The organism is Agromyces mediolanus (assembly GCF_023715325.1).
In the GTDB taxonomy this organism is placed as follows: domain Bacteria; phylum Actinomycetota; class Actinomycetes; order Actinomycetales; family Microbacteriaceae; genus Agromyces; species Agromyces mediolanus_A.
Window position 1 is genome coordinate 145,803 of the sequence record NZ_JAMBNX010000007.1, and the last position, 26,230, is coordinate 172,032.

The 26,230-nt window shown below is 72.6% G+C and carries 19 protein-coding genes; 16 read left to right on the forward strand and 3 right to left on the reverse strand.

The annotated features are described in order from the left end of the window. The first annotated feature begins 51 nt into the window (after positions 1-51). The 4 genes from M3147_RS13525 to M3147_RS13540 are packed head-to-tail and all read left to right on the forward strand — an operon-like array spanning position 52 to position 6,078. On the forward strand, positions 52-1,029 hold the full coding sequence (locus M3147_RS13525; protein WP_251203990.1) for an ROK family protein: 978 nt from the start codon (positions 52-54) through the stop codon (positions 1,027-1,029). Beyond that, the gene (locus M3147_RS13530) at positions 1,026-1,604 is read left to right on the forward strand and encodes a D-sedoheptulose-7-phosphate isomerase (protein ID WP_251203991.1); all 579 of its coding nucleotides are present in this window, start codon (positions 1,026-1,028) and stop codon (positions 1,602-1,604) included. The genes M3147_RS13525 and M3147_RS13530 overlap by 4 nt, the downstream gene beginning before the upstream one ends. Continuing rightward, positions 1,601-4,201: an alpha-mannosidase gene (locus tag M3147_RS13535; protein WP_251203992.1), complete on the forward strand. Its 2,601-nt coding sequence runs from the start codon at positions 1,601-1,603 to the stop codon at positions 4,199-4,201. The genes M3147_RS13530 and M3147_RS13535 overlap by 4 nt, the downstream gene beginning before the upstream one ends. Further along, positions 4,201-6,078 (forward strand): hypothetical protein, encoded by a 1,878-nt coding sequence (locus M3147_RS13540; RefSeq protein WP_251203993.1) that lies wholly within the window; start codon positions 4,201-4,203, stop codon positions 6,076-6,078. The genes M3147_RS13535 and M3147_RS13540 overlap by 1 nt, the downstream gene beginning before the upstream one ends. A gap of 44 nt (positions 6,079-6,122) precedes the next feature. Here M3147_RS13540 and M3147_RS13545 read toward each other — a convergent pair whose 3' ends face one another. Together M3147_RS13545 and M3147_RS13550 are read right to left on the reverse strand one after the other, a co-directional pair. Beyond that, positions 6,123-6,413 (reverse strand): winged helix-turn-helix transcriptional regulator, encoded by a 291-nt coding sequence (locus tag M3147_RS13545; RefSeq protein WP_251203994.1) that lies wholly within the window; start codon positions 6,411-6,413, stop codon positions 6,123-6,125. Next, positions 6,410-6,814: a VOC family protein gene (locus M3147_RS13550; protein ID WP_251203995.1), complete on the reverse strand. Its 405-nt coding sequence runs from the start codon at positions 6,812-6,814 to the stop codon at positions 6,410-6,412. The genes M3147_RS13545 and M3147_RS13550 overlap by 4 nt, the downstream gene beginning before the upstream one ends. 173 nt (positions 6,815-6,987) lie before the next feature. Here M3147_RS13550 and M3147_RS13555 point away from each other — a divergent pair, with 173 nt between their 5' ends. The 7 genes from M3147_RS13555 (at position 6,988) to M3147_RS13585 (ending at position 16,808) form a co-directional block, all read left to right on the forward strand. After that, on the forward strand, positions 6,988-10,131 hold the full coding sequence (locus M3147_RS13555) for a right-handed parallel beta-helix repeat-containing protein (protein ID WP_251203996.1): 3,144 nt from the start codon (positions 6,988-6,990) through the stop codon (positions 10,129-10,131). A 122-nt stretch (positions 10,132-10,253) separates the two neighbouring features. Further along, positions 10,254-11,732, forward strand: a complete 1,479-nt coding sequence (locus M3147_RS13560; RefSeq protein ID WP_251203997.1) for a VaFE repeat-containing surface-anchored protein — start codon at positions 10,254-10,256, stop codon at positions 11,730-11,732. Positions 11,733-11,922: 190 nt separating this feature from the next. Beyond that, entirely contained in the window at positions 11,923-12,132 is a 210-nt protein-coding gene (locus tag M3147_RS13565) for a heavy-metal-associated domain-containing protein (RefSeq protein WP_251203998.1), read from the forward strand. Beyond that, on the forward strand, positions 12,132-13,049 hold the full coding sequence (locus M3147_RS13570; protein WP_251203999.1) for a heavy-metal-associated domain-containing protein: 918 nt from the start codon (positions 12,132-12,134) through the stop codon (positions 13,047-13,049). Before M3147_RS13565 ends, M3147_RS13570 begins: the two co-directional genes overlap by 1 nt. After that, complete coding sequence (locus M3147_RS13575) at positions 13,049-15,319, forward strand: heavy metal translocating P-type ATPase (RefSeq protein ID WP_251204000.1); 2,271 nt, start codon at positions 13,049-13,051, stop codon at positions 15,317-15,319. Before M3147_RS13570 ends, M3147_RS13575 begins: the two co-directional genes overlap by 1 nt. A 56-nt stretch (positions 15,320-15,375) precedes the next feature. Then, on the forward strand, positions 15,376-15,666 hold the full coding sequence (locus M3147_RS13580) for a YHS domain-containing protein (protein WP_251204001.1): 291 nt from the start codon (positions 15,376-15,378) through the stop codon (positions 15,664-15,666). 5 nt (positions 15,667-15,671) lie between these two features. Then, entirely contained in the window at positions 15,672-16,808 is a 1,137-nt protein-coding gene (locus M3147_RS13585) for an NAD(P)/FAD-dependent oxidoreductase (RefSeq protein ID WP_308201071.1), read from the forward strand. A gap of 235 nt (positions 16,809-17,043) precedes the next feature. Here the strand turns inward: M3147_RS13585 and M3147_RS13590 are convergent, their stop codons facing one another. Beyond that, positions 17,044-19,869 (reverse strand): FAD-binding and (Fe-S)-binding domain-containing protein, encoded by a 2,826-nt coding sequence (locus M3147_RS13590; protein WP_251204003.1) that lies wholly within the window; start codon positions 19,867-19,869, stop codon positions 17,044-17,046. Positions 19,870-19,943: 74 nt separating this feature from the next. Between M3147_RS13590 and M3147_RS13595 the strand changes: the two genes are divergently transcribed. From M3147_RS13595 to M3147_RS13615, 5 genes are all read left to right on the forward strand, one after another. Next, the gene (locus M3147_RS13595) at positions 19,944-20,594 is read left to right on the forward strand and encodes a GntR family transcriptional regulator (RefSeq protein ID WP_251204004.1); all 651 of its coding nucleotides are present in this window, start codon (positions 19,944-19,946) and stop codon (positions 20,592-20,594) included. A gap of 214 nt (positions 20,595-20,808) precedes the next feature. Beyond that, positions 20,809-22,152: an MFS transporter gene (locus M3147_RS13600; RefSeq protein ID WP_251204005.1), complete on the forward strand. Its 1,344-nt coding sequence runs from the start codon at positions 20,809-20,811 to the stop codon at positions 22,150-22,152. Then, on the forward strand, positions 22,149-24,035 hold the full coding sequence (locus M3147_RS13605) for a glycoside hydrolase family 2 protein (RefSeq protein ID WP_251204006.1): 1,887 nt from the start codon (positions 22,149-22,151) through the stop codon (positions 24,033-24,035). The genes M3147_RS13600 and M3147_RS13605 overlap by 4 nt, the downstream gene beginning before the upstream one ends. After that, positions 24,010-25,038, forward strand: a complete 1,029-nt coding sequence (locus M3147_RS13610; protein ID WP_251204007.1) for a DUF2804 domain-containing protein — start codon at positions 24,010-24,012, stop codon at positions 25,036-25,038. The genes M3147_RS13605 and M3147_RS13610 overlap by 26 nt, the downstream gene beginning before the upstream one ends. Then, positions 25,035-26,096: a LacI family DNA-binding transcriptional regulator gene (locus tag M3147_RS13615; RefSeq protein WP_251204008.1), complete on the forward strand. Its 1,062-nt coding sequence runs from the start codon at positions 25,035-25,037 to the stop codon at positions 26,094-26,096. The genes M3147_RS13610 and M3147_RS13615 overlap by 4 nt, the downstream gene beginning before the upstream one ends. Positions 26,097-26,230: the final 134 nt, after the last annotated feature.

Consider the following 26,230-nt stretch of genomic DNA (forward strand, 5'->3'; position numbering starts at 1 on the left):
GCAGTGCGCGTTCGCCCGCCGAACGCACCAGAACGGACTGAAGACCACAGGATGTCTCGAACCACACCCGTGCTCGCCCTCGACATCGGCGGCACCAAGCTCGCCACGGCGGTGATCCTGCCCGACGGAACGACCGTGGGCTTCCTCTCCGAGCCCACCCGCAAAGAGCGACCCGCCGACGAGGTGCTGCGTTCGTTGTTCGATCAGGGCAGCCGGAGCATGGCGGCGGCCGGCGTCGACGTCGTCAGCGCCGTGGGCATCAGCTGCGGCGGTCCGCTCGACGCCGCGGCGGGCGTCCTGACCGGGCCGCTGCATCTTCCCGGCTGGATCGACGTGCCGATCGTCGCGATGGCCCAGGAGTACTACGGCGTACCGGCCGTCCTCGAGAACGATGCCACCGCCGCGGCGCTCGGCGAGTACCGGTACGGTGCCGCGCAGGGGGCGGAGATCGCGCTGTACCTCACGATCTCGACCGGCATCGGCGGAGGGGCGGTGATCGGGGGCGAGCTGCACCGCGGCGCTGCGGGCAACGGCGGGGAGTTCGGGCACATCACCGTGCAACGGGGCGGCCGCGAGTGCCTGTGCGGGCGGCGGGGCTGCCTCGAGGCGTACGCCTCCGGAACGTCGATCGCGCGCCGCGCCGCCGAGTTGCTCGCCGACGATCCGCGCGATTCCGCGCTGCGCCGGTACGACCCCGTCCGCGCCGAGCATGTTTCCCAGTGCGCCGCCGACGGCGACGCCGTCGCGCAGGAGATCTGGGACGAGACGACGGCGCTGATCGGGCAAGCGGTCACCGACCTCGTGAACGTCTTCGAGCCCGACATCGTCGTGCTCGGCGGTGGCGTGACCCGCTCGGGCGCCCTGCTGCTCGATCCCGTCGCCGACCTCGTGCGCCGCGGCGCCATGGCCCCGGCAGCGACCGCGGGCGTGGTTCTCGCCGCACTCGGGGACCAGGTCGGCGTCGTCGGCGCCGCCGCGTTGGCCTTCGACCTCACGTACGACCTCGATCTTCTGAAGGAGACCTCATGACCGACTGGCTCACCGCGCAACTCGACGACTATCGCGTCGCGGCCGAGAAGACCGCCGACCGGCTCGACGAGGTTCGACGAGTCGGCGCCGCGATGATCGAGGCGGTCGAGGCCGGCGGCGTCATCTACTCGTTCGGCAACGGTGGCAGCGCGGCGGACGCCCAGCATTTCAGCGGTGAGGTCATCGGGCACTACCGCCGCGACCGGCGCCCGCTCCCGGCCATCACGCTCACCACCGATGCCACCGTGTCGACCTGCATCGCGAACGACTACCGGTTCGAGGACATCTTCGGCCGCCAGGTCGAGGCGCTCGCCCGGCCGGCCGATGTCGTGTGCGCCTTCACGACCAGCGGCCGCTCCGAGAACATCCTTCAGGGTCTCCGGGCGGCACGGGCGAACGGCGCTACCACGGTGCTGTTCGGAGGAGGCGACGGCGGTCCGGCCGCCGAGTACGCGGACTTCCTGCTGCTGTCCCCGACCACGGACACACCGCGGATCCAAGAGGTGCACACCTTCTTCCTGCACGCGCTTTCCGAGATCCTGGATGCCTGGGCCGCGGGAGAGGAGCTGTCATGAGCCGAGCGCAGCGCCGGGCCGAGTCGGCCCCCATCGCGAACGCGCCGTCCGGGGCAGGCGCGAGCGCGCTGAGCGCCGACGTCCGCCCTGTCGCGACGCCCGATCGTGAGCTCCACATGATCGGCAACGCGCACATCGATCCCGTGTGGTTGTGGACGTGGCAGGAGGGCTATCAGGAAGCGCGCGCAACCTTCCGCAGCGCGCTGGACCGGATGGACGAGTACCCCGACTTCATCTTCACCTGCGACCAGATGGTGCTCCTCGAGTGGGTCGAGGAACAGGATCCCGAGATGTTCGCGCGGATCCAGCAGCGCGTCGACGAAGGTCGCTGGGTGAATGTCGGCGGCTGGTGGGTCGAGCCCGACAACAACATGCCGATGGGGGAGTCGTTCGTCCGTCAGGGGCTGTACGGGCAGCGCTACCTCCGCGAGAAGTTCGGGCGGATCGCGACCGTCGGGATGAACGTCGACCCGTTCGGGCACAGCGCCACGTTGCCGATGATCCTGCGCGGGCAACGCATGGACTCCTACGCCTTCCTGCGCCCCGGGCCGCACGAGAGCGACTTCTCCGGCACCCTGTTCCACTGGGAATCCCCGGACGGTTCGCGCGTGCTCGCGCACCGCATCCCCTTCGAGTACACGAGCGGCCCCGGCGACGTCGCGCACCAGACCGAGAAGGCGCTCGCGCAGCTCGACAAGTCGCTCGGCCAGATGATGGTGTTCTACGGCGTCGGCAACCACGGCGGCGGCCCCACGAAGATGAACATCGACTCGATCCACCGGTACGACCGGATGGGCACGTTTGGAAGGATGAAGATGTCGTCCCCCCGGACCTACTTCGATGAGATGTACGCGCGAGGCGACGCGTTCCTCGACGGCCTCGACGTGCGGCGCGACGACCTGCAGCACCACGCCCCGGGATGCTACTCGTCGCACTCCGGCATCAAGGCATGGCAGCGGCGTGCGCAGCGGGCCGTGCTGACCGCCGAACGCTGGGCGGCCGTCGACGGCATCCTGACCGGGGCCGAGTACCCGCGCGAGGACTTCGCCCGGGCGTGGAAGCAGATCCTGTTCAACCAGTTCCACGACATCCTGCCGGGGTCCGCGATCGAGCCGTCGTACGAGGACGCGCGCGACCAGCTCGGCGAGGCGGTCGCGATCGCGAAGCGCATCACCGCCAGGGCGCACAACCGCATCGCGCGCCGCATCGACATCCCGCTCGATCCCGAGACGCAGCCGGTGATCGTGTTCAACCCGCATCCGTGGGCCGTCTCCGTCGACGTGGACCTGCAGTACGGCGGCCAGCGCACGGGCGTGCGCATCGTGGATGCCGACGGGCGGCGAGTGCGCTCGCAGCCGACGCAGTCGACCGCGACCACCGGCGACGTCAGCCGCGGCGCGGTGACCTTCCGGGCCGAGGTGCCGGCGCTCGGCTACGCCCGGTACACGATGCTCCCCGGCCGCGACGACGCCCAGAAGTCGCAGATCCGCGTCAGCGACGACGGCACGGAGTTCGAGAACGGCGTCCTGCGCGTGCGGCTGGATCCGGCGACCGGCGACGTCGTGTCGCTGCTCGACCTGCGAACCGGCATCGATGTGCTGGCGGGGACCGAAGGGGAGCCCCGCACGGTGATCAACGACGACCCGACCGATACGTGGGGGCACCGGGTCATCTCCTATGCGTGGGAGGGGGCGTCGATGTCTCTCGACCGCATCGTCGTGCGGGAGCGCGGCCCGCTGCGCGCCCGGATCCTCGTCGAGCGGAGCTGGGGCTCCAGCACGCTCACGCAGGAGCTGGTGCTGACGCACGACAGCGACGCACTGCGTATCGAGAACACCCTCGACTGGCGTGAGCGTGCGCACCTGATGAAGCTGCGCTTCCCCATCGGCATCACCGAGCCCGAGGCCACCTACGAGATCCCGTTCGGGGTGATCCAGCGCCCGGTCGACGGTGCCGAGGAGCCCGCCCAGTCCTGGGTCGACCTGACGGGGCAGCTCGGATCCGAGGCCGCCGGACTGACGGTGATCTGCACGAACAAGCACGGCTGGGACGCCTCTCCCGCCGGGTATGCCGGCGCCCAGGTGCCGAGCATCGGGGTGACCGCGGTGCGGAGCCCGGTGTACTCGTGGCACGACCCTCGCCTGCTCGACCCGGACGGCGTCTACTCGTACCAGGACCAAGGCATCCAGCGCTTCCGCATGGAACTCGTCCCGCACGCGGGCGACTGGCGGGCGGCCCAGCCGACGCGGCGCGCAGCCGTGTTGGAACAGCCCGTGCGAGCTCAGCTGGAGTCCTTCCACGACGGTGATCTCGCCGCGCGCGGGAGCTACGCCGACGATGCGGGCGGCTCGGTGATGGTGACGGCGGTCAAGGGCAGCGAGGACCTCGCCGCCGACGGCTCGACCGACCTGATCGTGCGCGCGGTCGAGACGCGCGGCGAGGCCTCCCGGGCGCGCATCGAGCTGCCGGTGCTGGATCGCGTCGTCGAGGCGGAGTTCGAGCCGTTCCAGCTGCGCACCTTCCGGGTGCCCGCCGATCCTGCGGCGCCGATCACCGAGGTCGACCTCCTGGAGTGGCCGCTCGACGAGGACGTGTGATGCGGACCCCGCTGATCGCGATCCTCGACGCGCCGGAAGACGTGTTCGACGTGACGCTCGAGGCGCGTCGACGGACCGCACTCGCGGTCGAGTACCGTGTGCAGGTCACGCTCCGCGCCGATGCGTCCGTCGAAGCCGCGGTGCGCGTCACGCTGGGCCTCGAGGGGGCCTCCGAACCTTGGTGGCTCATTCCCGGGCTGTTCTACGGCGAGAACCGACCGGCGGGCAATGCCCGACGGTATCCCCGGTTCGAGATCGGAGCGCGGGGTGAGGACGCGCACGCGCGGCTCGTGAGCGATGAGTGGCACTTCCGGGGGGATCGAGCCGCCGCGCCCGTCGTCTTCGCCTGGCCGCATGACGGCGGGGACGGCGTAGCCCTCTCCGCCGCACCGGAGACCGAGGCCGGGCTGACCGGGATCGGCTTCTCGCACGACGGGGAGACTGCGCTGGTCGCGCTGACGTTCCCGGCGCAGGAGGGGCCGGTCACGTACTACGGCGACGAGACGCCCAGGGAGGCGCTCGTGGCGAGGCATCGGTTCGCTCCTGGCGAGACCTTCGAGACGACGGTCACCGTGCACGCGGTGGGTGCCGATCGGCAGGACTCGGCGCGGGTCCTGCGCGAGCTCCACGCACGTCACGCGGGGAGCGCGCCGCTGCGACCGTGGATGAGTGTCGAGCGCGCTGCGGATCTCGCAGCGAGCGGCCTGCTCGACTGGCACTACGATCCCGATCCCGGCGTGCTGCTCGAGACGGTGGGCTTCGACCGGGGCGTGTCCGGGCAGGACGGGAAGCCGGTCGACCGGCAAGCCATGCATGTCGGTTGGGTCTCGGGCATCCCCTGGGCGTACGCGATGCTGCGCCACGGGCTCCGGGTCGGCGACCAGGCGATGCTCGATGCCGCATCACGCGTCATCGACTTCTGCACCGCAGAGCTCTCTCCGAGCGGGACGCTCTGGGGGGTCTGGTACCGCGACCGCGGTTGGACCCAGAGTTGGACGCGGCACCGGCGCGGGCTGCATTCACGGACGCTCGGCGAGGCGACCCACTTCCTGCTGCGTGCCGCCGAGGCCGCCGGGCGTGACGATTGGCGGCGCACCGCCCTCGCCAATCTCGACGTCGTCGTGCGTCGGCAGCGCGAGGACGGCAACGTGGGCTCCATGCATCACGCGGAGACCGGGGAGGTGCTGAGCTGGTCGGGCACAGCGGGCCTTGCCTGGGCCGCCGCCCTGGCGGAGGCCGCGCGCTCGGACGAGCGCTGGCGTGCCCCCGCGCAGCGCGCGGGGGAGTACTACGCGAGCTTCGTGGAGGCCGACTATCTGCATGGTGCTCCGGAGGACGTCGACCTCGCCGTCACGAGCGAGGACGGCTATGTCGCAGTGATGGCGTACATGGCGCTGTTCCACCTCGACGGGGACGACCGATGGCTGCGGTTGGCGAAGAGATCCGCGGATTTCGCCCTCACCTTCCGCTACCTGTACGACGTGTCGTTCCCAGCCGGGACCATGCTCGACGTCTACGACTTCGGCACGAGGGGCGCGGACCAGGCATCGCCGTCCAACCAGCACCTGCACTCGTATGGACTCGTCTGCACCCGAGAGTTCTTCCAGTTGGCTGAGGCGACGGGGGACGACCACTATCGTGAGCGCGCGGAGGAGACCCTCGCCTGCTTCCGGCAGTTCGTCGCCCGATTCGACGGGGACTTCAACGCCTACCGAGGAATGGTCACCGAGCGCTTCTACCAGACCGAGTGCTTCCAGCCCAAGGGGATGCTGTTGACCCTCTCGCACGCGTGGAGTGCTGGTGTCCTGCTCCTCGCGTGCGAGGACGACATCGAGCGTTCGCGGGAGAGGCCGGGACGAACTCCGCTCGAGCGGTGACGGCCTCCGGCGTCGGCAGCCGGATCGTCGGCCGTTCCGGTGCGTCAGGAGGGCCCGATCTCGTCGGCGGCCCAGCGCCCGAGGGCCGTGATCGCCGCGCGCAGCGCGAGCCCGCGCTCGGTGAGCGCGTAGGCCCGGGTGTTGTGCTTGAGGGGCAACCGGTACAGCACCCCGGCCGCCTCGAGCTCGCGGAGCCGGGTCGCGAGCATGTTCGTCGGCGTGCCGAGCTCCCGCTGCAGGTCGCCGTAGCGCTGCGGGCCGTCGAGCAAGCGCTCCACGATGAGCAGGGCCCAGCGGGGGCCGACGATCTCGAGGGCGGTGGCGAGGTCGCTCACGCCGTCGGATCGGTGTCCGGCTTCATCCAGAACGGCGAATAGTGGTAGCCGTCCGGGTCGTCGAACTGGCGCTGGTACATGAACGGGTAGTCGTCGATGTCGCCGATTCGGCCGCCGGCGGCGCGGGCCCGCTCGACGAGCTCGTCGACCGCCTCGCGACTGGGGAGATCGAAGGAGACGGTGACCTTCGAGGGGGTGTCCGGCCCGCCGATCAGCTCCTCGGTGCCGCCGACGGCGGCGTACGCCTCGCGGTTGGAGAGCATGAGGTACTGCTCGGGGGCGATGGCGAAGCAGGACACGTTGTGGTCGGACATCTCGGTGTTGAGGGTCCAGCCGAGGGCGGTGTAGAAGGCGGTGGTGCGTTCGACGTCTGCGACGGGGCAGCTGATGAAGAGACTCATGACGGCATGCTTGCAAAATGAAAGTGCTGCGTCAAGCCCCGGCAGCGCTTCCGTTCACTCTGGGCAACCGGGCCGCTGCTCGCTACACTGCGGAGGGTCGGCCCGCCCAACACGGCCGGCGGTTCCGGGGGGATCCGATGGGCAATGCGGAAACGGTTCGTCGACGCCGTGGGATGCGGTCGCCCTGGCTCGGCGCGCTGATCTGCCTCGGGGTCGCCGCCGGCGCGGTCTGCCTGACCAGCAGCCCGGCGGTGGCCGAGCCGGCTCCGTCGAGCGCTCGTCCGGCGCTGCTCGCGCCCGACGACCCCGCCACCGGTGACCCGCCGCCGCCCGGCGGTTCCGACGTTCCGGACGGCCTCGACGAGCCGGCTCCCGTGATCGACGATTCGATCGTCGAGACTCCGCCGGATGACCCCTCGGTCATCCCGAACGCGAACGCGCTGCAGATCGCCTGGGTCGGCACCCCGGCGGAGCGGCCGGCCGACCCGGCGGCCCTCCTTCCCCTCCATGCGGCGCTGAACGCCGCACCGACGGGCGGCACGGTGTCCTTCGACCCAGGGGACTACGCCTTCACCGGCGCGCTCGCGGTCTCGCGCACGGTGACGATCGACAGCGCCGCGGCCTCCACGCTCTACGCCCGCTTCACCGTGTCGGCGGGTGGGCTCGCGCTGGCCGACGACGTGGTGGTCGCCGCCGCGGCGACCGGCGCGATCGTCTCGGTGACCGGCTCCGGCGTCGTGCTCAGCGACCTCACCGTGCAGAACCCCACGCCGGTCGCCCGGCCGATCGGCGTCCAGCTCGCGGCCGGGGTGACCGGGGTCGTGATCGACGGGCTCACCATCGACGGCGGCGGCGAGGCATCCTCCTACGGCGTCAACCTCACCACCGGCTCGGCGACCATCACCGACGCCGCGATCACCGGCGTCGCGAGCGGAGTGGTCGTCGCCGCTGCGGCGACGACCGCCGGTATCGAGATCACCGGCGGCCGGATCGACGCGCAGATCTCGGGCCTCGCGCTCGGCTCGGCCGCGGCGCCGATCGTCACCGCCGTCGAGATCGCCGGGCCCGCGGGCACCGGCACCGGCATCGACCTGGCGAACTCCAGCGCGGCCGTGGTGGACGGGGCGACCGTCACGGGGTTCGCCCGTGGCATCGGCACCGCCACCACGAGCACCGCGGCGGGGCCGACGATCACCGACGCGACGATCACGGGCACGAGCCGGGAGGGCATCGCGCTCGGCACCACCGCGACGCCCAGCGTCGTCCGCCCGCGCATCACCGGGGCGGACGCGGCCCAGTCGACCGGCATCCTCGTGCTGCGGTCCTCGAGCGCCGAGATCGAGGACGTCGTCGTGACCGGCATGATGTACGGCATCACGACCCACCTCGACAACACCGGCGCCGGCCCCGTGATCACCGCACCGCGGATCACCGCCTTCGGCGCCGTGACGCTCGGCTCCACGCAGGGCGCGTCGGTCACCGGGGCGGTCCTCGACGTGGGATCGTGGGGTCCTGGCGGAACCGGCGTGAATCTCGTGAACGCGGGTCGGGCGACCGTCACGACCCTCACGGCGACCGGGTTCCTCTACGCGGTCGGCAGCCAATCCTCGATGCCGCCCGGCGCCGACCGGGCGGACCTCAGGATCACCGACGTCACGGTGACGGGGGCCGCCGCCGCGTCGCACGGCGTCTACCTGCTCGGCGCCGTCGACGCGGTCGTCAGCGACATCGAGGCAGAGCTCACCGGCGCGGCGCTCGTCGTGCATCAGTCCACCGGCGTCACCGCGTCGGACCTCGTCGTCCACGGCCGGGAGGGCGTCACCTCCGTCACCGGGGCGGCGATCCTCCGGGCGTACGGCTCGGCGGACGTGCACGTCGACGGCGCCTCGATCGACGCGGGCTCGTACGGCTTCTTCTACTCGGCGACGGACGGGGCGACGGTGGCGAACGCCACCGTGTCGGGTGTCGTCGAACGCGCGCTCTACGGTCGCAGCGTCGCGAATCTCGAGGTGAGCCGCTCGACGTTCACGGGCAATGCCACGGTCGGCCTGTTCGTGGTGACGAACCCGGGCGACGGCATCAGCCACGACCTGCGCATCCACGACGTCGAGATGACCGACAACGGCGACGGGATCCACGTTCTGCAGGGCACGAGCGACGTCACGATCGAGCGCGCCACCGTGTCGGGGCAGCCCGCGTTCGTCACCGCGGGCGGCGCGCACGGCCTCACGATCGCGGGCAACGCCGTCGAGCAATCGGACGGTGCGGTCGCCGTCTCGGTCGAGCCGCTCTGGCAGGACGGGGCGCTGGCGGGCTCGTACTCGTCCTCGGGGATCGTGGTCCAGGGCAACACCTTCCGCGGTGCGGGCACCTGGGTCTCGGTGGGCACGGCCGATGCGGCGTCCCCCGAGGCGGAGCGTCGCACGCTCCGCGACCCGGTGCTCGTGACCGGGAACGTGTTCCCCGAGGCATCCACGGCGGTCCGGGCGTTCGCGAACGCGGTCGAGGGCGACGACACCGCGCCGGCGCTCCAGTCACTGCCCGGCGGGGGTCCGGTCGCCGTGGACGCCCGTGATTACGACGAGCCGAACGACTGGGGCTCGAACTGCCGAGCGACCGGGTATCTCGACGGCGCCCTGTGGTACGACGGCGGCGGCGCGGAGGTGCTCGAGCTGAGCGAGGCTCCGGTGCTGTATCCGATGAGCTGCATCGATCTCTCCCTGACGGAACGGCTCGACCTCGCCGGCGATGCGGTGCTGCGGGCCGGCGACACGCTCTCCTGGACGCTGGTCCCGCACAACGCGGGACCGCGCGCAGCACCCGCCGGCTGGTCGATCACGCAGCTCCTTCCGGCCGGGGTCGAGCTCGTCGGCATGTCCGGCGACGGCTACCGGGTCTCGAGCGGGGTCGCGACCGCCTCCGCCGAGCTTCCCGCGGGCGAGGAGGGCCCCGCGCTGCGCGTGGTCGCGCGGATCGTGGCCGTCCCGACCGGTGCGGTCACGATGAGAAACGTCGCCTACGTCGCCCCGGCCGAGCTGAGCGACCTCGACGGGGACGGCTTCGTCGACACGGTCGTCGAGCAGTTCGGCCCGCTCGTCGTGCCCACCATCGACACGGACACGGATGCCTCGCCGACCGACAACGATGCGCAGGGCGTGTGGGCGGTCGCGGCGGATGCCGCCGGCGGGTCCGGGAGCGGGGCCGGCCTCGCCGGCACCGGCATCGACCCCACGCTGCCCGCGGCCCTCGCCATCCTCCTCGCGGGCGGCGGCGCACTCGCACTGCGCCGGCGTCGCCGCGCTTCAGGCGGGCGCTGAACGGTCTCGGATCACCCCGGTTCGGGGGGCTTTCCGGATCACCGCTGGATACCCCCCTCCCGTTCTGGATACGTTGATGCTGGCGGAGATCCGGCGTGCGCCGGAAGCGAAGGAGCGGTGGAATGGTGAAGACCAAGCGGGCGAGTCGATTTCGCGCGATGGGTGCGATCGGAGTCCTGGCACTCGGTGCCGCACTCGTCGCACCGGCAGTGGCGGCGGTCGCGGCGCCGGAGGCGGGCGACTCCGTCTATCTCGGCACGCGGCAGGGATACGGCGGCACGGGCGCGTTCCCGATCTACCTCGACACCCCGGCCGATCCCTCCGCTCCGGGCGAGCCCGACCTCTGGGCGTACTGCATCGAGCACGACGTGACCGCACTGACCCGCGTCGAGGGCACGATCGGCGTCGTCGACGACTTCCTCGGGGAGAACCTGTTCACCGATCCGGTCGTGCAGAGCAAGGTGATGTGGATCCTCGCGAACAGCTATCCCGCGGTGCCGCTGGCCGAGCTCGGATCGGCAGCCGGGGCGCCGGGGATCACGGCCGCCGACGCCTTCGAAGCGGCCCAGTATGCGATCTGGCGCTACACGGACCTCGGCTTCGACGCCGCCTGGCCCTGGGAGACCCCGAACTCGGAGGCCGCCTACCGCTACCTCGTCGACGGTGCGGAGGCGAGCGGGGGCCTGACCCCCGCGGACCTCTCCATCACCCTCTCGATCTCCGGCCCCACCGCCCCGCAGGAGGCCGGGACCCTGGTCGGACCGTTCATCGTCACCACCGATCGCCCGAGCGTGCGGGTCGCGGCCGAGCCGGTGGTTCCGATCACCGACGCCGCGGGCACGCCGATCGACCAGGACGCCGTCGTCGACGGGCAGGAGCTGTACCTCGACCTGCGCGGGACGAGCGCGCCCGGTACCGCGACGGTCACCGCGACCGCCCAGGGCTCGACGGTCGGCGGCCGCATCGTGTCCGTGCCGACCGTGCGCGGCGGCACGCCGACCGAGGCCGACCATGCGCAGACCATCGCCCTCGTCGCTCCGGCGGGCGCGGTCTCGACGGCCAGCGCCGCGGCGGCCTGGACCGGCGACGTCGTGCCGCCCGTCATCGGCACGACGCTCGTCGACGAGGCGGACGGCGACCAGACGCTGCCGTGGACCGGAGGCACCGCGATCGACACCATCGCCTACCAGCACCTCACGCCCGGAGTCGGGTACACCGTGACGGGTGAGCTCATGCGGAAGGCGGACGGGTCCGGCACGGGCATCCGCGCCTCGGCCACCTTCACGCCGTCGACGCCCGATGGCTCGGTGGACGTCTCCTTCACCGTCCCGGCCGGCTATGCCGGACAGCAGCTCGTCGCATTCGAGACGCTGACGCAGGAGGGGGTCGCCGATCCCGTCGCCACGCATCGCGACCTGAACGACGCCGCGCAGACGGTGACGGTCGAGGCGGCGCCGGCGTCGTCGACGCCGGCCCAGCAGGGCGGCCCGACGGAGCTCGCGAAGACCGGCGTCCCGGAGGGATGGCCCGCAGCGGGCGTGCTGCTCATCGCGGCCGGTCTCGTCGCGCTCCTCGCGCGGCGGCGAGTGGCGGGCGCATGACGACCCCGTAGGGCGCCCGCGCCATTCGGTCGTCGCCGATCCGCGACACCTCACGAAGGCCCCGGAGCATCCGGGGCCTTCGTCGTCTCCCGACGACGCCCGGGCGCGGTTCGCGGAATACCCCCGGAGGGTATATCGTTATCTCGTGCACAGGTACCCCGACGGGTACGAGCGGCGAAAGGGAGAAGCGATGACCGCCAACGAGTACCAGGTGACCGGCATGACCTGCGGGCACTGCGAGCTGTCGATTCGCGAAGAGGTCGGCGAACTCGCCGGCATCCAGGACATCCAGGTCAGCGCGCAGACCGGCCGGCTCGTCGTGAGCTCGGCCGAAGAGATCGACGACGCGGCGGTGCTCGCCGCCGTCGAGGAGGCCGGCTACTCGGCCGTGCGCATCTGATGCGGGCCGGGGCACGACTCGCCCTCTACGGGGCGGGGCTCGCGGTGGCCTTCGGGGGCGCGTTCGCGCTCGCCGGGGTCGTCGTGCCCGACAGCCTCGTCGCAGCGTGGGCGGAAGGAAGCGATATGGACATGCACGGAGAAGGCGGCGCCGAGGGCGCCGCGATGGCGGCGCACGGACCCAACGGCGTCTCGATCGACGCCGACGGGTACCTGCTCTCGCCGGTGACCGCACCCGGTGCGGTCGGCGAAGCGGGCGAGCTCCGCTTCCAGGTGCTGGATGCCTCGGGCCACCCGGTCACCGAGTACACGACCTCGCACGAACGGGAGCTGCACACGATCGTCGTGCGCTCGGACGGCGCCGGCTTCCGGCACGTCCACCCCGCGCTCGACGCGGCGAGCGGCACCTGGTCGCTGCCCTGGACGTGGGACGAGGCCGGCAGCTACCGGCTCTACGCCGACTTCACGCCCGCGGGCGACGACGCCGAGGGCGTCACCCTGACCCGCACGCTCGACGTGGCCGGCGAGCTGAACCCGGTCACCGCGGAGCCGACGCGGCGCAGCGAGGTCGACGGCTTCGTCGTCACCATCGACGGCGAGCTCACCGCCGGCGCGTCGAGCGAGCTCACGCTGACGGTCGAGCGCGACGGCACGCCCGTCACCGGACTCGAGCCGTACCTCGGCGCCTTCGGCCACCTCGTGGCGCTGCGCGAGGGCGATCTCGCCTTCCTGCACGTGCACCCGGAGGGTGAGGAGCCCGAGGCCGGATCGACCGGCGGCCCGGAGATCGCCTTCGCCGCGAGCGCCCCCACGCCCGGCCGGTACCTGCTCTACCTCGACTTCCAGGTCGACGGCGCAGTGCACACGGCCGAGTTCGTGATCGACGCTTCGGTCGGAACGGCGGGGGAGGCGCACTGATGAGTACCACGGCACCCCTCACGGGCGGCACGGGCATCGAGCTCGAGATCGGCGGCATGACCTGCGCCTCCTGCGCGAACCGCATCGAGAAGAAGCTGAACAAGCTCGACGGCGTGCAGGCCACCGTCAACTACGCGACCGAGAAGGCGAAGGTCACCGTGCCCGAGGGCTACGACCCGGCACTGCTCGTCGCCGAGGTCGAGAAGACCGGCTACACGGCGGTGCTCCCGGCGCCGAAGTCGAGCGAGCGCGGCGGAACCGGTGCGGCGGACGACGCCGACCACGACCCCGAGCTGATCTCGCTGCGCCAGCGGCTCATCGGCTCGATCGTGCTGACCGTCCCGGTCATCGCGATGGCGATGATCCCCGCCTTCCAGTTCACCTACTGGCAGTGGGCCTCGCTCGCACTCGCCGCGCCGGTCATCGTCTGGGGGGCCTGGCCGTTCCACAAGGCCGCCTGGACGAACCTCAAGCACGGCGCCGCGACGATGGACACGCTCATCTCGATGGGCACCTCGGTCGCCCTGCTCTGGTCGCTCTACGCGCTGTTCTTCGGCACGGCGGGCGTCCCGGGCATGACGCACCCGTTCGAGTTCACGATCGCGCCCTCGGACGGGGCCGCGAACATCTACCTCGAGGTCGGGGCGGGTGTGACGATGTTCATCCTCGCGGGCCGCTACTTCGAGAAGCGCTCCAAGCGTCAGGCCGGTGCCGCGCTGCGCGCGCTGCTCGAGCTCGGCGCCAAGGAGGTCTCGGTGCTGCGCGACGGCGCCGAGGTGAAGATCCCCGTCGAGGAGCTCGCGGTCGGCGACGAGTTCATCGTGCGTCCGGGCGAGAAGATCGCCACCGACGGCGTGGTCGTCTCCGGCAGCTCCGCGGTCGACGCCTCCATGCTCACCGGCGAGTCCGTGCCGGTCGAGGTGGGCGCGGGCGACCCGGTCACGGGCGCGACCGTCAACGCGGGCGGCCGGCTCGTGGTGCGGGCGACCCGCATCGGCTCGGACACCCAGTTGGCGCAGATGGCGAAGCTCGTCGAGGACGCCCAGACGGGCAAGGCCGAGGTGCAGCGCCTCGCCGACCGCATCTCGGGGGTCTTCGTGCCGATCGTGATCGTGGTCGCCGTCGTCACGCTGGGCGCGTGGATCGGCGCCGGGTTCCCGGTCGCCGCCGCCTTCACCGCCGCGGTCGCGGTGCTCGTCATCGCCTGCCCCTGCGCGCTGGGTCTCGCGACCCCGACCGCCCTGCTGGTGGGCACGGGCCGCGGGGCGCAGCTCGGCATCCTGATCAAGGGTCCCGAGGTGCTCGAGTCCACGCGGAAGATCGACACCGTCGTGCTCGACAAGACCGGCACGGTCACCACCGGCAAGATGACGCTCGTCGACGTGGTCACGGAGCCCGGGGTCGACCGGGCCGAGCTGCTCCGCTTCGCGGGCGCCCTCGAGGATGCCTCGGAGCACCCCATCGCGCAGGCCATCGCGAAGGCCGCGACGCAGGAGGTGGGGCAGCTGCCCGCGCCCGAGGACTTCGCCAACGTCGAGGGCAAGGGCGTGCAGGGCATCGTCGACGGCGCCTCCGTCGTCATCGGCCGGGAGTCGCTGCTCGCCGACTGGGCGCTCACGCTCTCCCCGGAGGTCGCCGCAGCCAAGGCCCGCGCCGAGGGCGAGGGCAAGACGGTCGTCGCGATCGGCTGGGACGGCCGGGCCCGAGGCATCCTCGTCGTCGCCGACACGGTGAAGCCGACGAGCGCCGAGGCCATCGCCCAGTTGAAGTCGCTCGGGCTCACCCCCGTGCTTCTGACCGGCGACAACGAGGCGGTCGCGCACCAGATCGCGGCCGAGGTCGGCATCGAGCACGTGTACGCCGAGGTGCTGCCGCAGGACAAGGTCGACGTCGTCGCCCGCCTCCAAGCCGAGGGCAAGGTCGTCGCGATGGTCGGTGACGGCGTGAACGACGCGCCCGCCCTCGCACAGGCCGATCTCGGGCTCGCGATGGGCACCGGCACGGACGTCGCGATCGAGGCATCCGACCTCACGCTCGTCCGAGGCGATCTGCGCAGCGCGGTCGACGCGATCCGGCTCTCCCGCAAGACCCTGAGCACGATCAAGACGAACCTGTTCTGGGCCTTCGCGTACAACACGGCGGCGATCCCGATCGCGGCCCTCGGCATGCTCAACCCGATGCTCGCGGGGGCGGCGATGGCGTTCTCGAGCGTCTTCGTCGTCGGCAACAGCCTGCGGCTGCGCGGATTCCGAAGCGTCGCCAAGCCCTGACGGCCGAGCCGTCCAGTTCCACCTGCACCACCATCCAGAACACGAAAGGCACCATCATGACGAACGACACCCAGGCGAACTCCTGCTGCAGCACCGGCGTGGCGGCGAGCGACGCCGCCCACAGCGCCGCGGTCAGCGGCCACGGCAAGGCGAACCTGCTCGGCGGGGGCTCCGCCGACGATCAGACCACGTGCCCCGTGATGGTCGGCAGCCCGGTCAGCAAGGCCGCGGCCGAGGCCGCCGGACTGTTCCGCGACTACGAGGGCGAGCGCTACTACTTCTGCTGCGCCGGCTGCGGTCCCGCGTTCGACTCCGACCCGGCGAAGTACGCCGCGAACATGGCGTAGCGAACGTGTCGCCGCGCCACGTCGTCGTCCTGGGGGCAGGAGCCGCCGGGGTGGGGACCGCCAGGACGCTCGCGTCGCGCGGCGACACCCGGGTCACGCTCGTGGCCCGCAGCGATGAGACGCCGTACACGCGGATGCTCATCCCGGGGGTCGCGTTCGGCCCCCTCCCGCCGGAGGCCGTCGCGCTGCCGCTGCCCGAGGTCGACCTCGTCGCGGACACCGCGCACGGGGTCGACGTCGCCGCCCGCGAGCTGCGGCTGGCCTCCGGCTCCAGGCTCGGGTACGACGCACTCGTCGTCGCGACTGGAAGCCGGCCGCGCGGTCTACCGCCCGGGCTCCCCGGCGGCGCCGAGGCGCGCGCGGCCGGTCTCGTGCACGGGCTGCATACCCTCGCCGACGCGGTCCGGCTCCGGGAGCGGCTCGCCGGGCTCGCCGCGCCCGCGCGGATCGCCATCCTCGGCGGCGGGGTGATCGCCGCCGAGACCGCAACGAAGCTGCAGACGGCCGGGCACACGGTGACGCTCGTGGCACGCAGCCGGGTGCCCGGCGTCGCCGCGTTCGGCGCACCCGTCGCCGAGCGGCTCGCCGCCGAGCACCGGGCGCGCGTGCGCACACGCTTCGGCCGGACCGTCGAGGCCATCGCGGTCGTCGACGACGGGGTCGCGCTGGAGCTCGACGGGGGCGAACGGGTCGCCGCCGATCTCGTGCTGCTCGCGCTCGGCACCGAGCCGGCCGCGCCCGACCCCTGGCCCGACGGTGTGGACGTCGACGGTCGGCTGCGCGCCGAGGCGCCGGACGTCTTCGCCGCGGGCGGCGTGGCCGTGCACCACGACGAGGTGCTCGGCAGCTGGCGTATCGACCACTGGGAGGATGCCGCGGCGCAGGGGATGCATGCGGCGCGGTCCGTGCTGCACGCGTTCGGCGTGGGAGAGGATCCCGGCGTCTACCTGCCGAGAAGCTCGTACCTCGCGACGGTGCACGGGCTCGTCGTCTCCGGGGTGGGCGCACCGGCGTGCGGCCGACCGCGGCTCGACGAGAGCGAGGAGCTCGTCGTGCGGCACGAGCTGCATGGCCGCATCGTCGGCGTCAGCGGGATCGGCGCGGTGGGGACCGTGCTGCAGTGGAGCCCGCGCCTGCACTAGTGGCACGGTGCGTGCTCCGGGCGGCGCCCGGTGTCTCGTCTGGGTGGTGCCTCGTCTGGCCGCGGTCTGAAGCCCCGGCCCGAGCGGATGTTGAGGATGGCCGGGGTCCGAAGCTCCCCCGAACCTGCGGACCGCGCCGGCCACCTCAATTGCTCTGTTTCCACCAGAGGGCAAAGCGTTACCGGCGAACTCGAGATTTTTCGAGAAATCTCGTGCAGCCCGCCGGCGGCGGGCGTCAGCGCCGCGTCGCCACCTCGAGCAGTTCGAGAAGATGACGGTACGGGCGGCCGGTGGCCCGGGTCATCCCGATCTCGCAGGTGCGGTTGGCCGAGACGTGCCAGTCCGCGTCGGCGGCGACGACCTCGGCCGCCTCGCGGGCGGTCGCGCTCGCGCTGAGCTCGGGGTGCAGGAGGCCGCGATCGCCCGCGAACGCGCAGCAGCTCCAGTCGTCGGGCAGCACGACCTCGGCTGCGACCGCGCGCGCGATGCGGTCGATCGCGCCGCCCGCGCCGAGGACGGCAGTGGAGCAGGTGTGATGCACGGCGACCCGACCGACCGGCGCGGTCACCTCGAGCCGCGGCAGGATCCGCTCGGCGGCGAACTGGGTCGCGTCGACGAACCGCAGTTCGGGAGCCTCGCGCCCCGCCGCCGCCGCGAGGTCCTGCATGGTCGTAAGCCCCTCGGTGCAGGATGCCGCGTCGCAGACGATCGGCAGGCGGCCCCCGTCGCTCGCGGCGAGGAGCGCGGGCAGCACCCGCTCGGTCATCGTCCGGTAGCCGTCCAGGTAGCCCTTCGACTTCCACGGCGTGCCGCAGCACAGCGAGCCGATGCCCTCGGGGACGACGAGCCCCACGCCCGCCCGCTCGGCGAGCTCGAGCAGTGCCGCCGTCGCCCCGATGCCGCCGGGCTCCGGGCCGAACATCGTGCCGATGCAGGCCGCGAAGAACACCGCCTCCGCCGTCTCGGGGTCGCCGCCGGGCTCGGGGCGCTTCACGCCGCCGTGCGGCAGGCCGCCGTCGTACTCGGGCACCGTGTCGCGGCCGAGCAGCGCCCTCCCCACGGTCGTCGCCGCGCGCGGCAGCGCGGCGGGCAGCGCGTTCGCGACGGTGAGCGCCATCCCACCGAGGCGGGTGACGGGCCCCCACGCCGCAGCGGCGGCCGACCAACCGGCGTTCAGCACCGGGTTCCGGCGCTCGGCGCGGAGCCGGCGCACGAGGTCGCCCGTGTTGATGTCGACCGGGCAGGCGATGGCGCAGAGCCCGTCGACGGCGCAGGTCTGCTCGCCGTCGTACTCGTAGTCGTCGCGCAGCTCGGCGGCGAGGGCGGTGTCCCCGGCGGCCTCGGCGCTCGCGATGTCGCGGCGGAGCGCGATGCGCTGACGCGGGGTGAGCGTGAGGTCCTTGCTCGGGCACGTCGGCTCGCAGTAGCCGCACTCGACGCAGCGGTCGACCTCGGCCTCGACGGTGGGCACGAGCTTCAGGTTGCGCAGGTACGAGTCGGGGTCGTCGGAGAGCACCACGCCCGGGTTCAACAGTCCGCTCGGGTCGAACAGCCGCTTCACCTCGAGCATGATCTCGTAGAGCTCGTCGCCGTACTGGCGCCGCACGAAGGGCGCCATGATGCGTCCGGTGCCGTGCTCGGCCTTGAGCGAGCCGCCCTGCTCGAGCACGAGCCGCACGAGGTCCTCCGTGAAGCGCTCGTAGCGGGCGAGCTGCGCGGGGTCGTCGAAGCGCTCGCCGAGCATGAAGTGCAGGTTGCCGTCCTTCGCGTGGCCGAAGATCACGGAGTCGTCGTAGCCGTGCTCGGCGAAGAGCTCGATGAGGCGCTCGCAGGTGGGCAGCAGCCGCTCGACCGGTACGACGATGTCTTCGAGCAGCGCGGTGGTGCCGCTCGGCCGGGCGCCCGCGACCGTCGTGTAGAGACCCTTGCGCACGTGCCAGAGCGCGGCTCGCTCCGCGGGATCGGAGGTGAACGCGGCGGGTGTGGCGAGGGGGAGTGCGTCGAGGAGCGGTGCCGCTCCCGTCAGCGCGGCATCGAGCACCTCGGGGGTCTCGGCCTGGTATTCGACGAGGAGCGCCGTGTGCCCGTCGACGTCGAGCGCCGCGATCTGCACGGGGACGTCGGCGGCGCGCTGGGCGACGAGGAGCGACGTGGCATCCATCAGCTCGATCGTCGCCGCACCCGTCGCGACGAGCGCGGGGAGTGCGGCCGTGGCCTCGCGCAGCGAGGGCAGCACGAGCAGCGCGGTGGCCGCGTGCGGGAGCAGCGGTACGGTGTCGAACACGGCCTCCGCGACGAAGGCGAGCGTGCCCTCGCTGCCGATGACCAGGTGCTCGAGGATGCGCAGCGGCTCGGCGAAGTCGAGCAGGGCGTTCAGCCCGTAGCCCATGGTGTTCTTCATCGAGAACTGCCGGCGCACGAACTCGGCCGCCGCGGGGGAAGCGAGCAGCCGTTCGCGGAGCCGCAGCAGCCCCGCGTGCAGCTCGGGCTCGTGGGTGGCGAGGAGCTCGGCCGCGTCGGGGGCTCCCGTGTCGAGCACGGTGCCGCTCGGGAGCACGATCGTGAGCGAGGCGATGGTGCGGTACGCGTTCTGGGTGATGCCGCACGCCATGCCGCTCGAGTTGTTGGCGATGACGCCGCCGATGGTGCAGGCGATCTCGCTGGCCGGGTCGGGGCCGAGCTTCCGGCCGTGGCGCGCGAGCCGCTGGTTGACCTGGCGCACGGTCGCGCCGGGTTCGACCCGGACGGTGCGCCCCGCGTCGCCGATGCGGATGCCTCGGAACCGCGCCCGGGTGTCGACGAGCAGCTCGTCGGTGACGCCCTGGCCCGACAGGCTCGTGCCGCCGGAGCGGAACGTCACGCTGCGGCCGGCGGCCCGCGCGGCGGCGAAGACCGCGGCGACGGCATCGGCGTCGTCCGGGGTGACGAGGGCCTCGGGCACGAAGAGGTAGTGCGAGGCGTCGTGGGCCTTCGCGAAGCGGTCGATGGAGCGCTCGCTCACCGCGACGCGCTCGCCGAGGAGGGCGGAGTCGAGGACGCTGGCGACGGCGGCAGGCGACATTGGTGGCTCCAGATTGTTAGACAAGTATACCGAGATGGTCGGACAAGTATACTGACGCGCGGAAGGGCGAGCGCATGGTCGAGGGGATCCGGGTCACCGGCGTGGTCGACGCCGTCGCCGAGGCGCTGCGCGCGGCCGCGATCGGCGGTGAGCTCGAACCCGAGCGGGCCGTGACCGAGGCCTGGGTGGCCAGTCGCTTCGCCGTCGCGCGGCCGAGCGCGAAGGCCGCGATCGAGAAACTCGTCGCCGAGGGCGTGCTCGAGCGCACCGCGCACCGGAGCGCGAGGGTCCGTCGCCTCGACGCCGACGCGGTGCGCGACGTCTACCGCACCAGGCGGCGCATCGAGAGCGCCGCGATCCGCGAGCTCGCGGCGGAGCGGAGGCGGCCGGATGCCGCGGCCGAGGCGGATGCCGAGATCGCGACGCACCTCGGCGGCTCGAGCGTCGACATCGTCGACCCCGACCTGCGGTTCCACTCGGCGATCGTCGACGCCCTGGGCAGCGAGCGCACGAGCCGCGCCTACCGCTCGCTCACCGAGGAGGTGCGGCAGTGCATGGCGCAGGTGCAGGGCCGCGGGCTGATCTCGGTCGACACGATCCTCGCCGAGCACGAGCGCATCCTCGAGCTCATCGCGGACGGCGACGGCGAGGCGGCCGCCGCCGTCCTCGCGGAGCACCTCGGTCGGGCCGAGGAGCGCCTCGCCGCCGCCGTCTCCACCCCGTAGCCCGCCGCCCCCTTTCCCGACTTGCCCAACTTTCATGAAAGTCGGGCAACTCGGGATGGGGGTTCGACTTGCCCAACTTTCATGAAAGTCGGGCAAGTCGGGTTGGGGGTTCGAGGTGCCCGACTTCCGTGGCGTTGGGCGAGCTGTTAGAGTTCGCGTGATTTCAACGTTGAAACCCGGGTCAGCCCGCCCGACCGCAAGGAGTCCCCGAGCCATGGCTTCCTCCGCGCCGCTCGGCGCCCGCACCTGGACGGCGGTGCTCGTCGTCGGCCTCGTCGGCCAGCTCGCCTGGGTCATCGAGAACATGTACCTCAACGTGTTCGTCTACGACACCATCTCGACCGACCCGGCCGTCATCGCCTGGATGGTCGCGCTCAGCGCGATCGCCGCGACCGCCGCGACCCTGCTCTTCGGCGCCTGGTCGGACCGGCTCGCCCGCCGCCGCGAGTTCATCGCGATCGGCTACGTGGCCTGGGGGCTCGTGACCGCCGCCTTCGGGCTGGTCGGCGCGGGCGCCGCGGGCGCGGGCGCGGCGGCGGCCGGTGCCGGCGAGGCATCCGCCGTCGCGAGCGCGGGCGCCACCGTCGCGACCGCGGTGATCGCGATCATCGCCCTCGACTGTGTGATGAGCTTCATCGGCTCCGGCGCCAACGACGCCGCCTTCGCCGCCTGGGTCACCGATTCGACCGTGCCCGCCAATCGCGGACGCGTCGACGGCTGGCTCGCGGTCATGCCGCTCCTCGGCATGCTGCTCGTGTTCGCCCTGCTCGACCCGCTCACCCAGGCCGGGCGCTGGGAGCTCTTCTTCGGGATCGTCGGCGGCCTGACCGCCGCCACCGGCGTCGCGGCGTGGTTCCTGGTGCGTGACCGCGGCGTCGCCCGGCACGAGCACGGTGTGCTCAAGGCGGTCGTCGAGGGGCTCCGGCCGGCGACGGTGCGGCGCGAGCCGGCGCTGTTCGCGACGCTGGCGATCTGGGGCGTGATCGGGGTCAGCTCCCAGGTCTTCCTGCCGTACGTGCTCATCTACCTGCGCTACTCGCTCGAGCTCGACGGCTCCGCGATCGTGCTCGGCGTCGTGCTGGTGCTCGCGTCGGCGCTGAGCGTCGTCGGCGGACGGCTCATCGACCGATTCGGCAAGACGCGTGTGCTGCCGTACGCCGTCGGCGCCTTCGCGGCCGGTCTCGTGGCCATGATCTTCGTGCGCGACGCGGTCGGCGTCATCGCCGCGGCCACCGTGATGATGGCGGGGATGATGGGCTCGGTCGCCGCCGTCTCGGCGCTCACCCGCGACCACACCCCGGCGGACCGCGCGGGCGGCGTGCAGGGCGCGCGGATGATCCTGGCCGTGATGCTGCCGATGATCATCGGGCCGGCGATCGGTGCGGCCGTCATCTCCGGATCCGCGCACCGTTACACCGAGCTCGGGATCGCGCACCCGGTGCCGGGCCCGGAGATCTTCGGCGCCGCGGCCGTCGTGCTGCTGTTCGTGCCGCTCGGTCTCGCCCTCCGGGCGCGCGTGCTGCGTCGCGCCGAACCAGCCATGGCGGAGCACGGATGAGCCGGCGCACCCCCTGGGCCGACGCGCTCGACCCCGATCACCCGCTGCCCGAATACCCGCGGCCGCAGCTCGTCCGCGCGCACTGGCAGAACCTCAACGGCCGCTGGTCGTACGCCTTCACGGGCGACGCGCTCCACCCGCGCGAGTGGGACGGTGAGATCGTCGTGCCCTTCTCGCCCGAGTCCGAGCTCTCCGGCGTCGGCCGGCAGCTGCAGCCCGACGAGCACCTCTGGTACCGGCGCACGGTGCAGCTCGAGGGCGGGGCCCGCGGCGGCCGGGTGCTGCTGCACTTCGGTGCGGTCGATCAGCGCTGCCGGGTGCTCGTCGACGGGGTGCAGGTGGGCGGCCACCGCGGCGGCTACCTGCCGTTCACGATCGACGTGACCGCCCAGCTCGGCGACGGCGAGTCGCACGAGCTCGTCGTCGATGTTGTCGACCCGAGCGACACCTCCTTCCATTCGCGCGGCAAGCAGGCGCTGAAGCGCGGGGGCATCTGGTACACCGCGCAGTCGGGCATCTGGCAGACGGTGTGGCTCGAGCGGGTTCCGGCCGTGCACGTCGCGACGCTCCGCGTGCGGCCGATGCTGGAGGCGGAGGCGGTCGAGCTCGTCGTCGAGGCGGGCGGATGGCCCGGGGCGGTGCACGACGCGGCGGACGAGGCATCCGCCCGCCCCGACGCGGCGGACGAGGCATCCGCCCGCCCCGACGCGAGCGTGATCGTGCGCGCCGCCGGCCGCGAGGTCGCGCGGGCCACCGGCCCCGTGGGCGAGCCGTTGCGACTGCCGGTGCCGCAGCCGCGACGGTGGCACCCCGGCGACCCCTTCCTCTACGAGCTCGAGGTGCGGCTCGGCGAGGATCGCGTCGAGAGCTACTTCGGCATGCGCTCCGTCGGCATCGCGCCCGACGCGCACGGCCGGCAGCGGCTCGTGCTGAACGGCGAGCCGATCCTGCACGCCGCGGTGCTCGACCAGGGCTACTGGCCCGACGGCCTCTACACGCCGCCGTCCGACGCGGCGCTCGTGCACGACATCGAGGAGATGAAGGCGCTCGGCTTCACCGCCCTGCGCAAGCACATCAAGATCGAGCCGCTGCGCTGGTACCACCACTGCGACCGGCTCGGCATGCTCGTCTGGCAGGACTTCGTGAACGGCGGCCGCCGGTACCGTCCCGCGGTCGTGACGCTCCCGGTGAAGCTGCCGCTGCGGCTCGACGACCGGCGGCACCGCCGCTTCGGCCGGCAGGACGCCGAGGGGCGCGCCGAGTTCCTCGCCGAGCTCGACGAGACGGTGCGCTTGCTGGGCAACGCCCCGAGCATCGCGGTGTGGGTGCCGTTCAACGAGGGCTGGGGTCAGTTCGATGCGCTCGCCGTCGCCGCGCGGCTGCGCGAACTCGACCCCGACCGGGTGATCGACCACGCGAGCGGGTGGCACGACCAGGGCGGCGGCGACCTCCGCAGCCTGCACGTGTACTTCCGCAAGCTCCGGCCCGAACGGCGCTGGCAGCGCGAGCGGCGGGCGATCGTCGTGTCGGAGTACGGCGGCTACAGCCTGCGCCTGCCCGGCCACGAGTTCGGGCCGCGCGAGTTCGGCTACCGTCGATACGCCAGCGTCGACGAGCTGACCGAGGCCTTCGTCGCGCTGCACCGCGACGAGATCGCCCCCGCGATCGACGCCGGGCTCGGCGGCTTCGTCTACACGCAGCTCTCCGACGTCGAGGACGAGCTGAACGGCGTCCTCACGGCGGACCGCCGGGTGCGCAAGCTGCACGCCGACCGCGTGCGCGAGGTGAACGCCGAGCTCGCCGCCCGGTTCGCGAAGGCGGTCGCTCCCGCCCCGCACCCCACGAGAAAGGCCCAGGATGCCTCGCACGATCATCGAGCGTGAGCTCACCGCCCCCGTCGCACTGCGCGGCGCCGACAACCGGTTGAACCCGGCCGCGGTCGGCTGGACCCGCACGCCGCTGCACGACACCTCGGGCATCGGCGGCCGTCGCAGCTGGGGGCGCAACAAGCGCTGGGAGTACTGGGCGGTCACGACGCCGAGCCATCTCGTGGCGCTCACGGTCTCCTCGATCGACTACGCGGCGGTGCACGGCGTGCTCGTGCACGACCGGCGCACCGGGCGCACGCTCGACCGCGGGGCGATCGTGCCGTTCGGCCGAGGCGTGACGCTGCCCGCCTCGCTCGGCGAGGGCCCGGCCCGCGCACGCGCGAAGGATCTCGCGATCGACCTCGAGGAGACCGCCAAGGGCACGCGGCTCCGCGCCGAGGTGCCGGGCGCCCGCGTCGACATCCTGGCGGAGCTGCCCGTCGGGCACGAGCGGCTCGGCGTCGTGGTGCCCTGGTCGGCGCGGCGGTTCCAGTACACGGTGAAGGACGTCGCCCGCCCCGCGCGCGGCCGGCTCGAGCTCGACGCGCCGGAGCTCGGCGCCCCCGAGATCGTGGAGCTGCCCCTCGGCGAGAGCTGGGCGGTGCTCGACCACGGCCGCGGCCGTTGGCCCTACCGCATGGTGTGGAACTGGGGCGCCGCCTCGGGCCGGGTCGGCGGCCGCACCGTCGGACTGCAGCTCGGCGGCAAGTGGACCGACGGCACCGGCTCCACCGAGAACGCGGTCGTCGTCGACGGCCGGCTCTCGAAGCTCAGCGAGGAGCTCGACTGGGAGTACGACGAGCGGAACTGGCTCGCGCCCTGGCGCATCCACGGGGCATCCGCGCAGCTGCGCTTCGAACCGTTCTGGGACCGGGTCAGCGCGACGGAGCTCGGCGTGTTCGGCTCGCACGGGCACCAGTGCTTCGGGCACTATTCCGGCTGGGTCGAGGCCGGCGGCGAGCGGATCGAACTCGACGGCCTGCTCGGCTGGGCCGAAGACGTCCGGAACCGCTGGTGAGCGCCCGCCGCTCGGCCGGGCCGACGCTGAAGGACGTCGCGGCGATCGCGGGCGTCTCCTACCGCACCGTCTCGAACGTCATCAGCGGGAAGGCGCCAGTGAGCGCCGCGACGCGCGCCCGGGTCGAGGCCGCCATCGCCGAGCTCGACTACCGCCCGCAGCTCGCGGCGAGGCAGCTGCGCGTCGGGCGCAGCAACTTGCTCACCCTCTCGGTGCCGTTCCTCTCGCTGCCGTACTTCGCCCAGCTCGCGCACGCCGTCGTCACCGCGGCCGAGGCGGTCGGCTACGACGTGGTCGTCGACGAGACCCACGGCGATGCCGAACGGGAGCTGCGCGCGGCATCCGGCTACCGCACCCTGCTGAGCGACGGCATCCTGCTGTCGGCCATGTCGATCGGCGACGAGGAACTGATGGCGGCCCGAGGCCGCACCCCGCTCGTCGTGCTGGGCGAGCGCATCCGCGCGGCCCGCGTCGACCGCGTCGTGGTCGACAGCGTGACGAGCACGCGCGACGCGACCGGCCATCTCGTCGCCGCGGGTCGGCGCACGCTCGGCTTCCTCGGCACGGTTCCGGATGCCTCGAGCGGCGCCGCCGCGGCGGACCTCCGCCTCGAGGGGTTCCGTACGGCCCTCCGCGCCGCCGGGCTCGAGGCGGACCCGCGGCATCTGCTCGAGGTGTCGCCGTGGGATCAGCGCTCGCCCGACGGTGACTACTCCCGCGAGGAGGGGGATGCGCGGGTGCGGGCGCTGCTCGCGACACCGGACGGCCTGGGCGGCCTCGACGGGCTCGTCTGCGCGAACGACCTGCTCGCGATCGGTGCACTGCGCGCCCTGCGCGAGGGCGGAGTGGACGTGCCCGGCCGGGTGGCCGTGGTCGGCTGGGACGATGCCCCGGAGTCGGCCTTCGCGGTGCCGCCGCTCACGAGCATCGCGCCGGACCTCGGCGAGCTCGCCCGGCTGGCCGTCGCCTCGGTGCTGCGACTCGTCGACGACCCCGACTCGCCGCCGCGCGTGGAGCAAGCGCCGTACCGCCTCGTGCCCCGCGCCTCCGCGCCCTGACTTCCCTGGTTCCCTGAGCTCGTCGAAGGGAGCCCGCCCCCGCTTCGACGGGCTCAGCGAACGACTGGTTCCCTGAGCTCGTCGAAGGGAATGCCGCTCCGCTTCGACGGGCTCAGCGAACGACTGGTTCCCTG

Coding starts and splice junctions, on each gene's coding strand:
- M3147_RS13525 (WP_251203990.1), top strand. CDS start 52: ATGTCTCGAACCACACCCGTGCTCGCCCTCGACATCGGCGGCACCAAG.
- M3147_RS13530 (WP_251203991.1), top strand. CDS start 1,026: ATGACCGACTGGCTCACCGCGCAACTCGACGACTATCGCGTCGCGGCC.
- M3147_RS13535 (WP_251203992.1), top strand. CDS start 1,601: ATGAGCCGAGCGCAGCGCCGGGCCGAGTCGGCCCCCATCGCGAACGCG.
- M3147_RS13540 (WP_251203993.1), top strand. CDS start 4,201: ATGCGGACCCCGCTGATCGCGATCCTCGACGCGCCGGAAGACGTGTTC.
- M3147_RS13550 (WP_251203995.1), bottom strand. CDS start 6,814: ATGAGTCTCTTCATCAGCTGCCCCGTCGCAGACGTCGAACGCACCACC.
- M3147_RS13555 (WP_251203996.1), top strand. CDS start 6,988: ATGCGGTCGCCCTGGCTCGGCGCGCTGATCTGCCTCGGGGTCGCCGCC.
- M3147_RS13560 (WP_251203997.1), top strand. CDS start 10,254: ATGGTGAAGACCAAGCGGGCGAGTCGATTTCGCGCGATGGGTGCGATC.
- M3147_RS13565 (WP_251203998.1), top strand. CDS start 11,923: ATGACCGCCAACGAGTACCAGGTGACCGGCATGACCTGCGGGCACTGC.
- M3147_RS13570 (WP_251203999.1), top strand. CDS start 12,132: ATGCGGGCCGGGGCACGACTCGCCCTCTACGGGGCGGGGCTCGCGGTG.
- M3147_RS13575 (WP_251204000.1), top strand. CDS start 13,049: ATGAGTACCACGGCACCCCTCACGGGCGGCACGGGCATCGAGCTCGAG.
- M3147_RS13580 (WP_251204001.1), top strand. CDS start 15,376: ATGACGAACGACACCCAGGCGAACTCCTGCTGCAGCACCGGCGTGGCG.
- M3147_RS13590 (WP_251204003.1), bottom strand. CDS start 19,869: ATGTCGCCTGCCGCCGTCGCCAGCGTCCTCGACTCCGCCCTCCTCGGC.
- M3147_RS13595 (WP_251204004.1), top strand. CDS start 19,944: ATGGTCGAGGGGATCCGGGTCACCGGCGTGGTCGACGCCGTCGCCGAG.
- M3147_RS13600 (WP_251204005.1), top strand. CDS start 20,809: ATGGCTTCCTCCGCGCCGCTCGGCGCCCGCACCTGGACGGCGGTGCTC.
- M3147_RS13605 (WP_251204006.1), top strand. CDS start 22,149: ATGAGCCGGCGCACCCCCTGGGCCGACGCGCTCGACCCCGATCACCCG.
- M3147_RS13610 (WP_251204007.1), top strand. CDS start 24,010: ATGCCTCGCACGATCATCGAGCGTGAGCTCACCGCCCCCGTCGCACTG.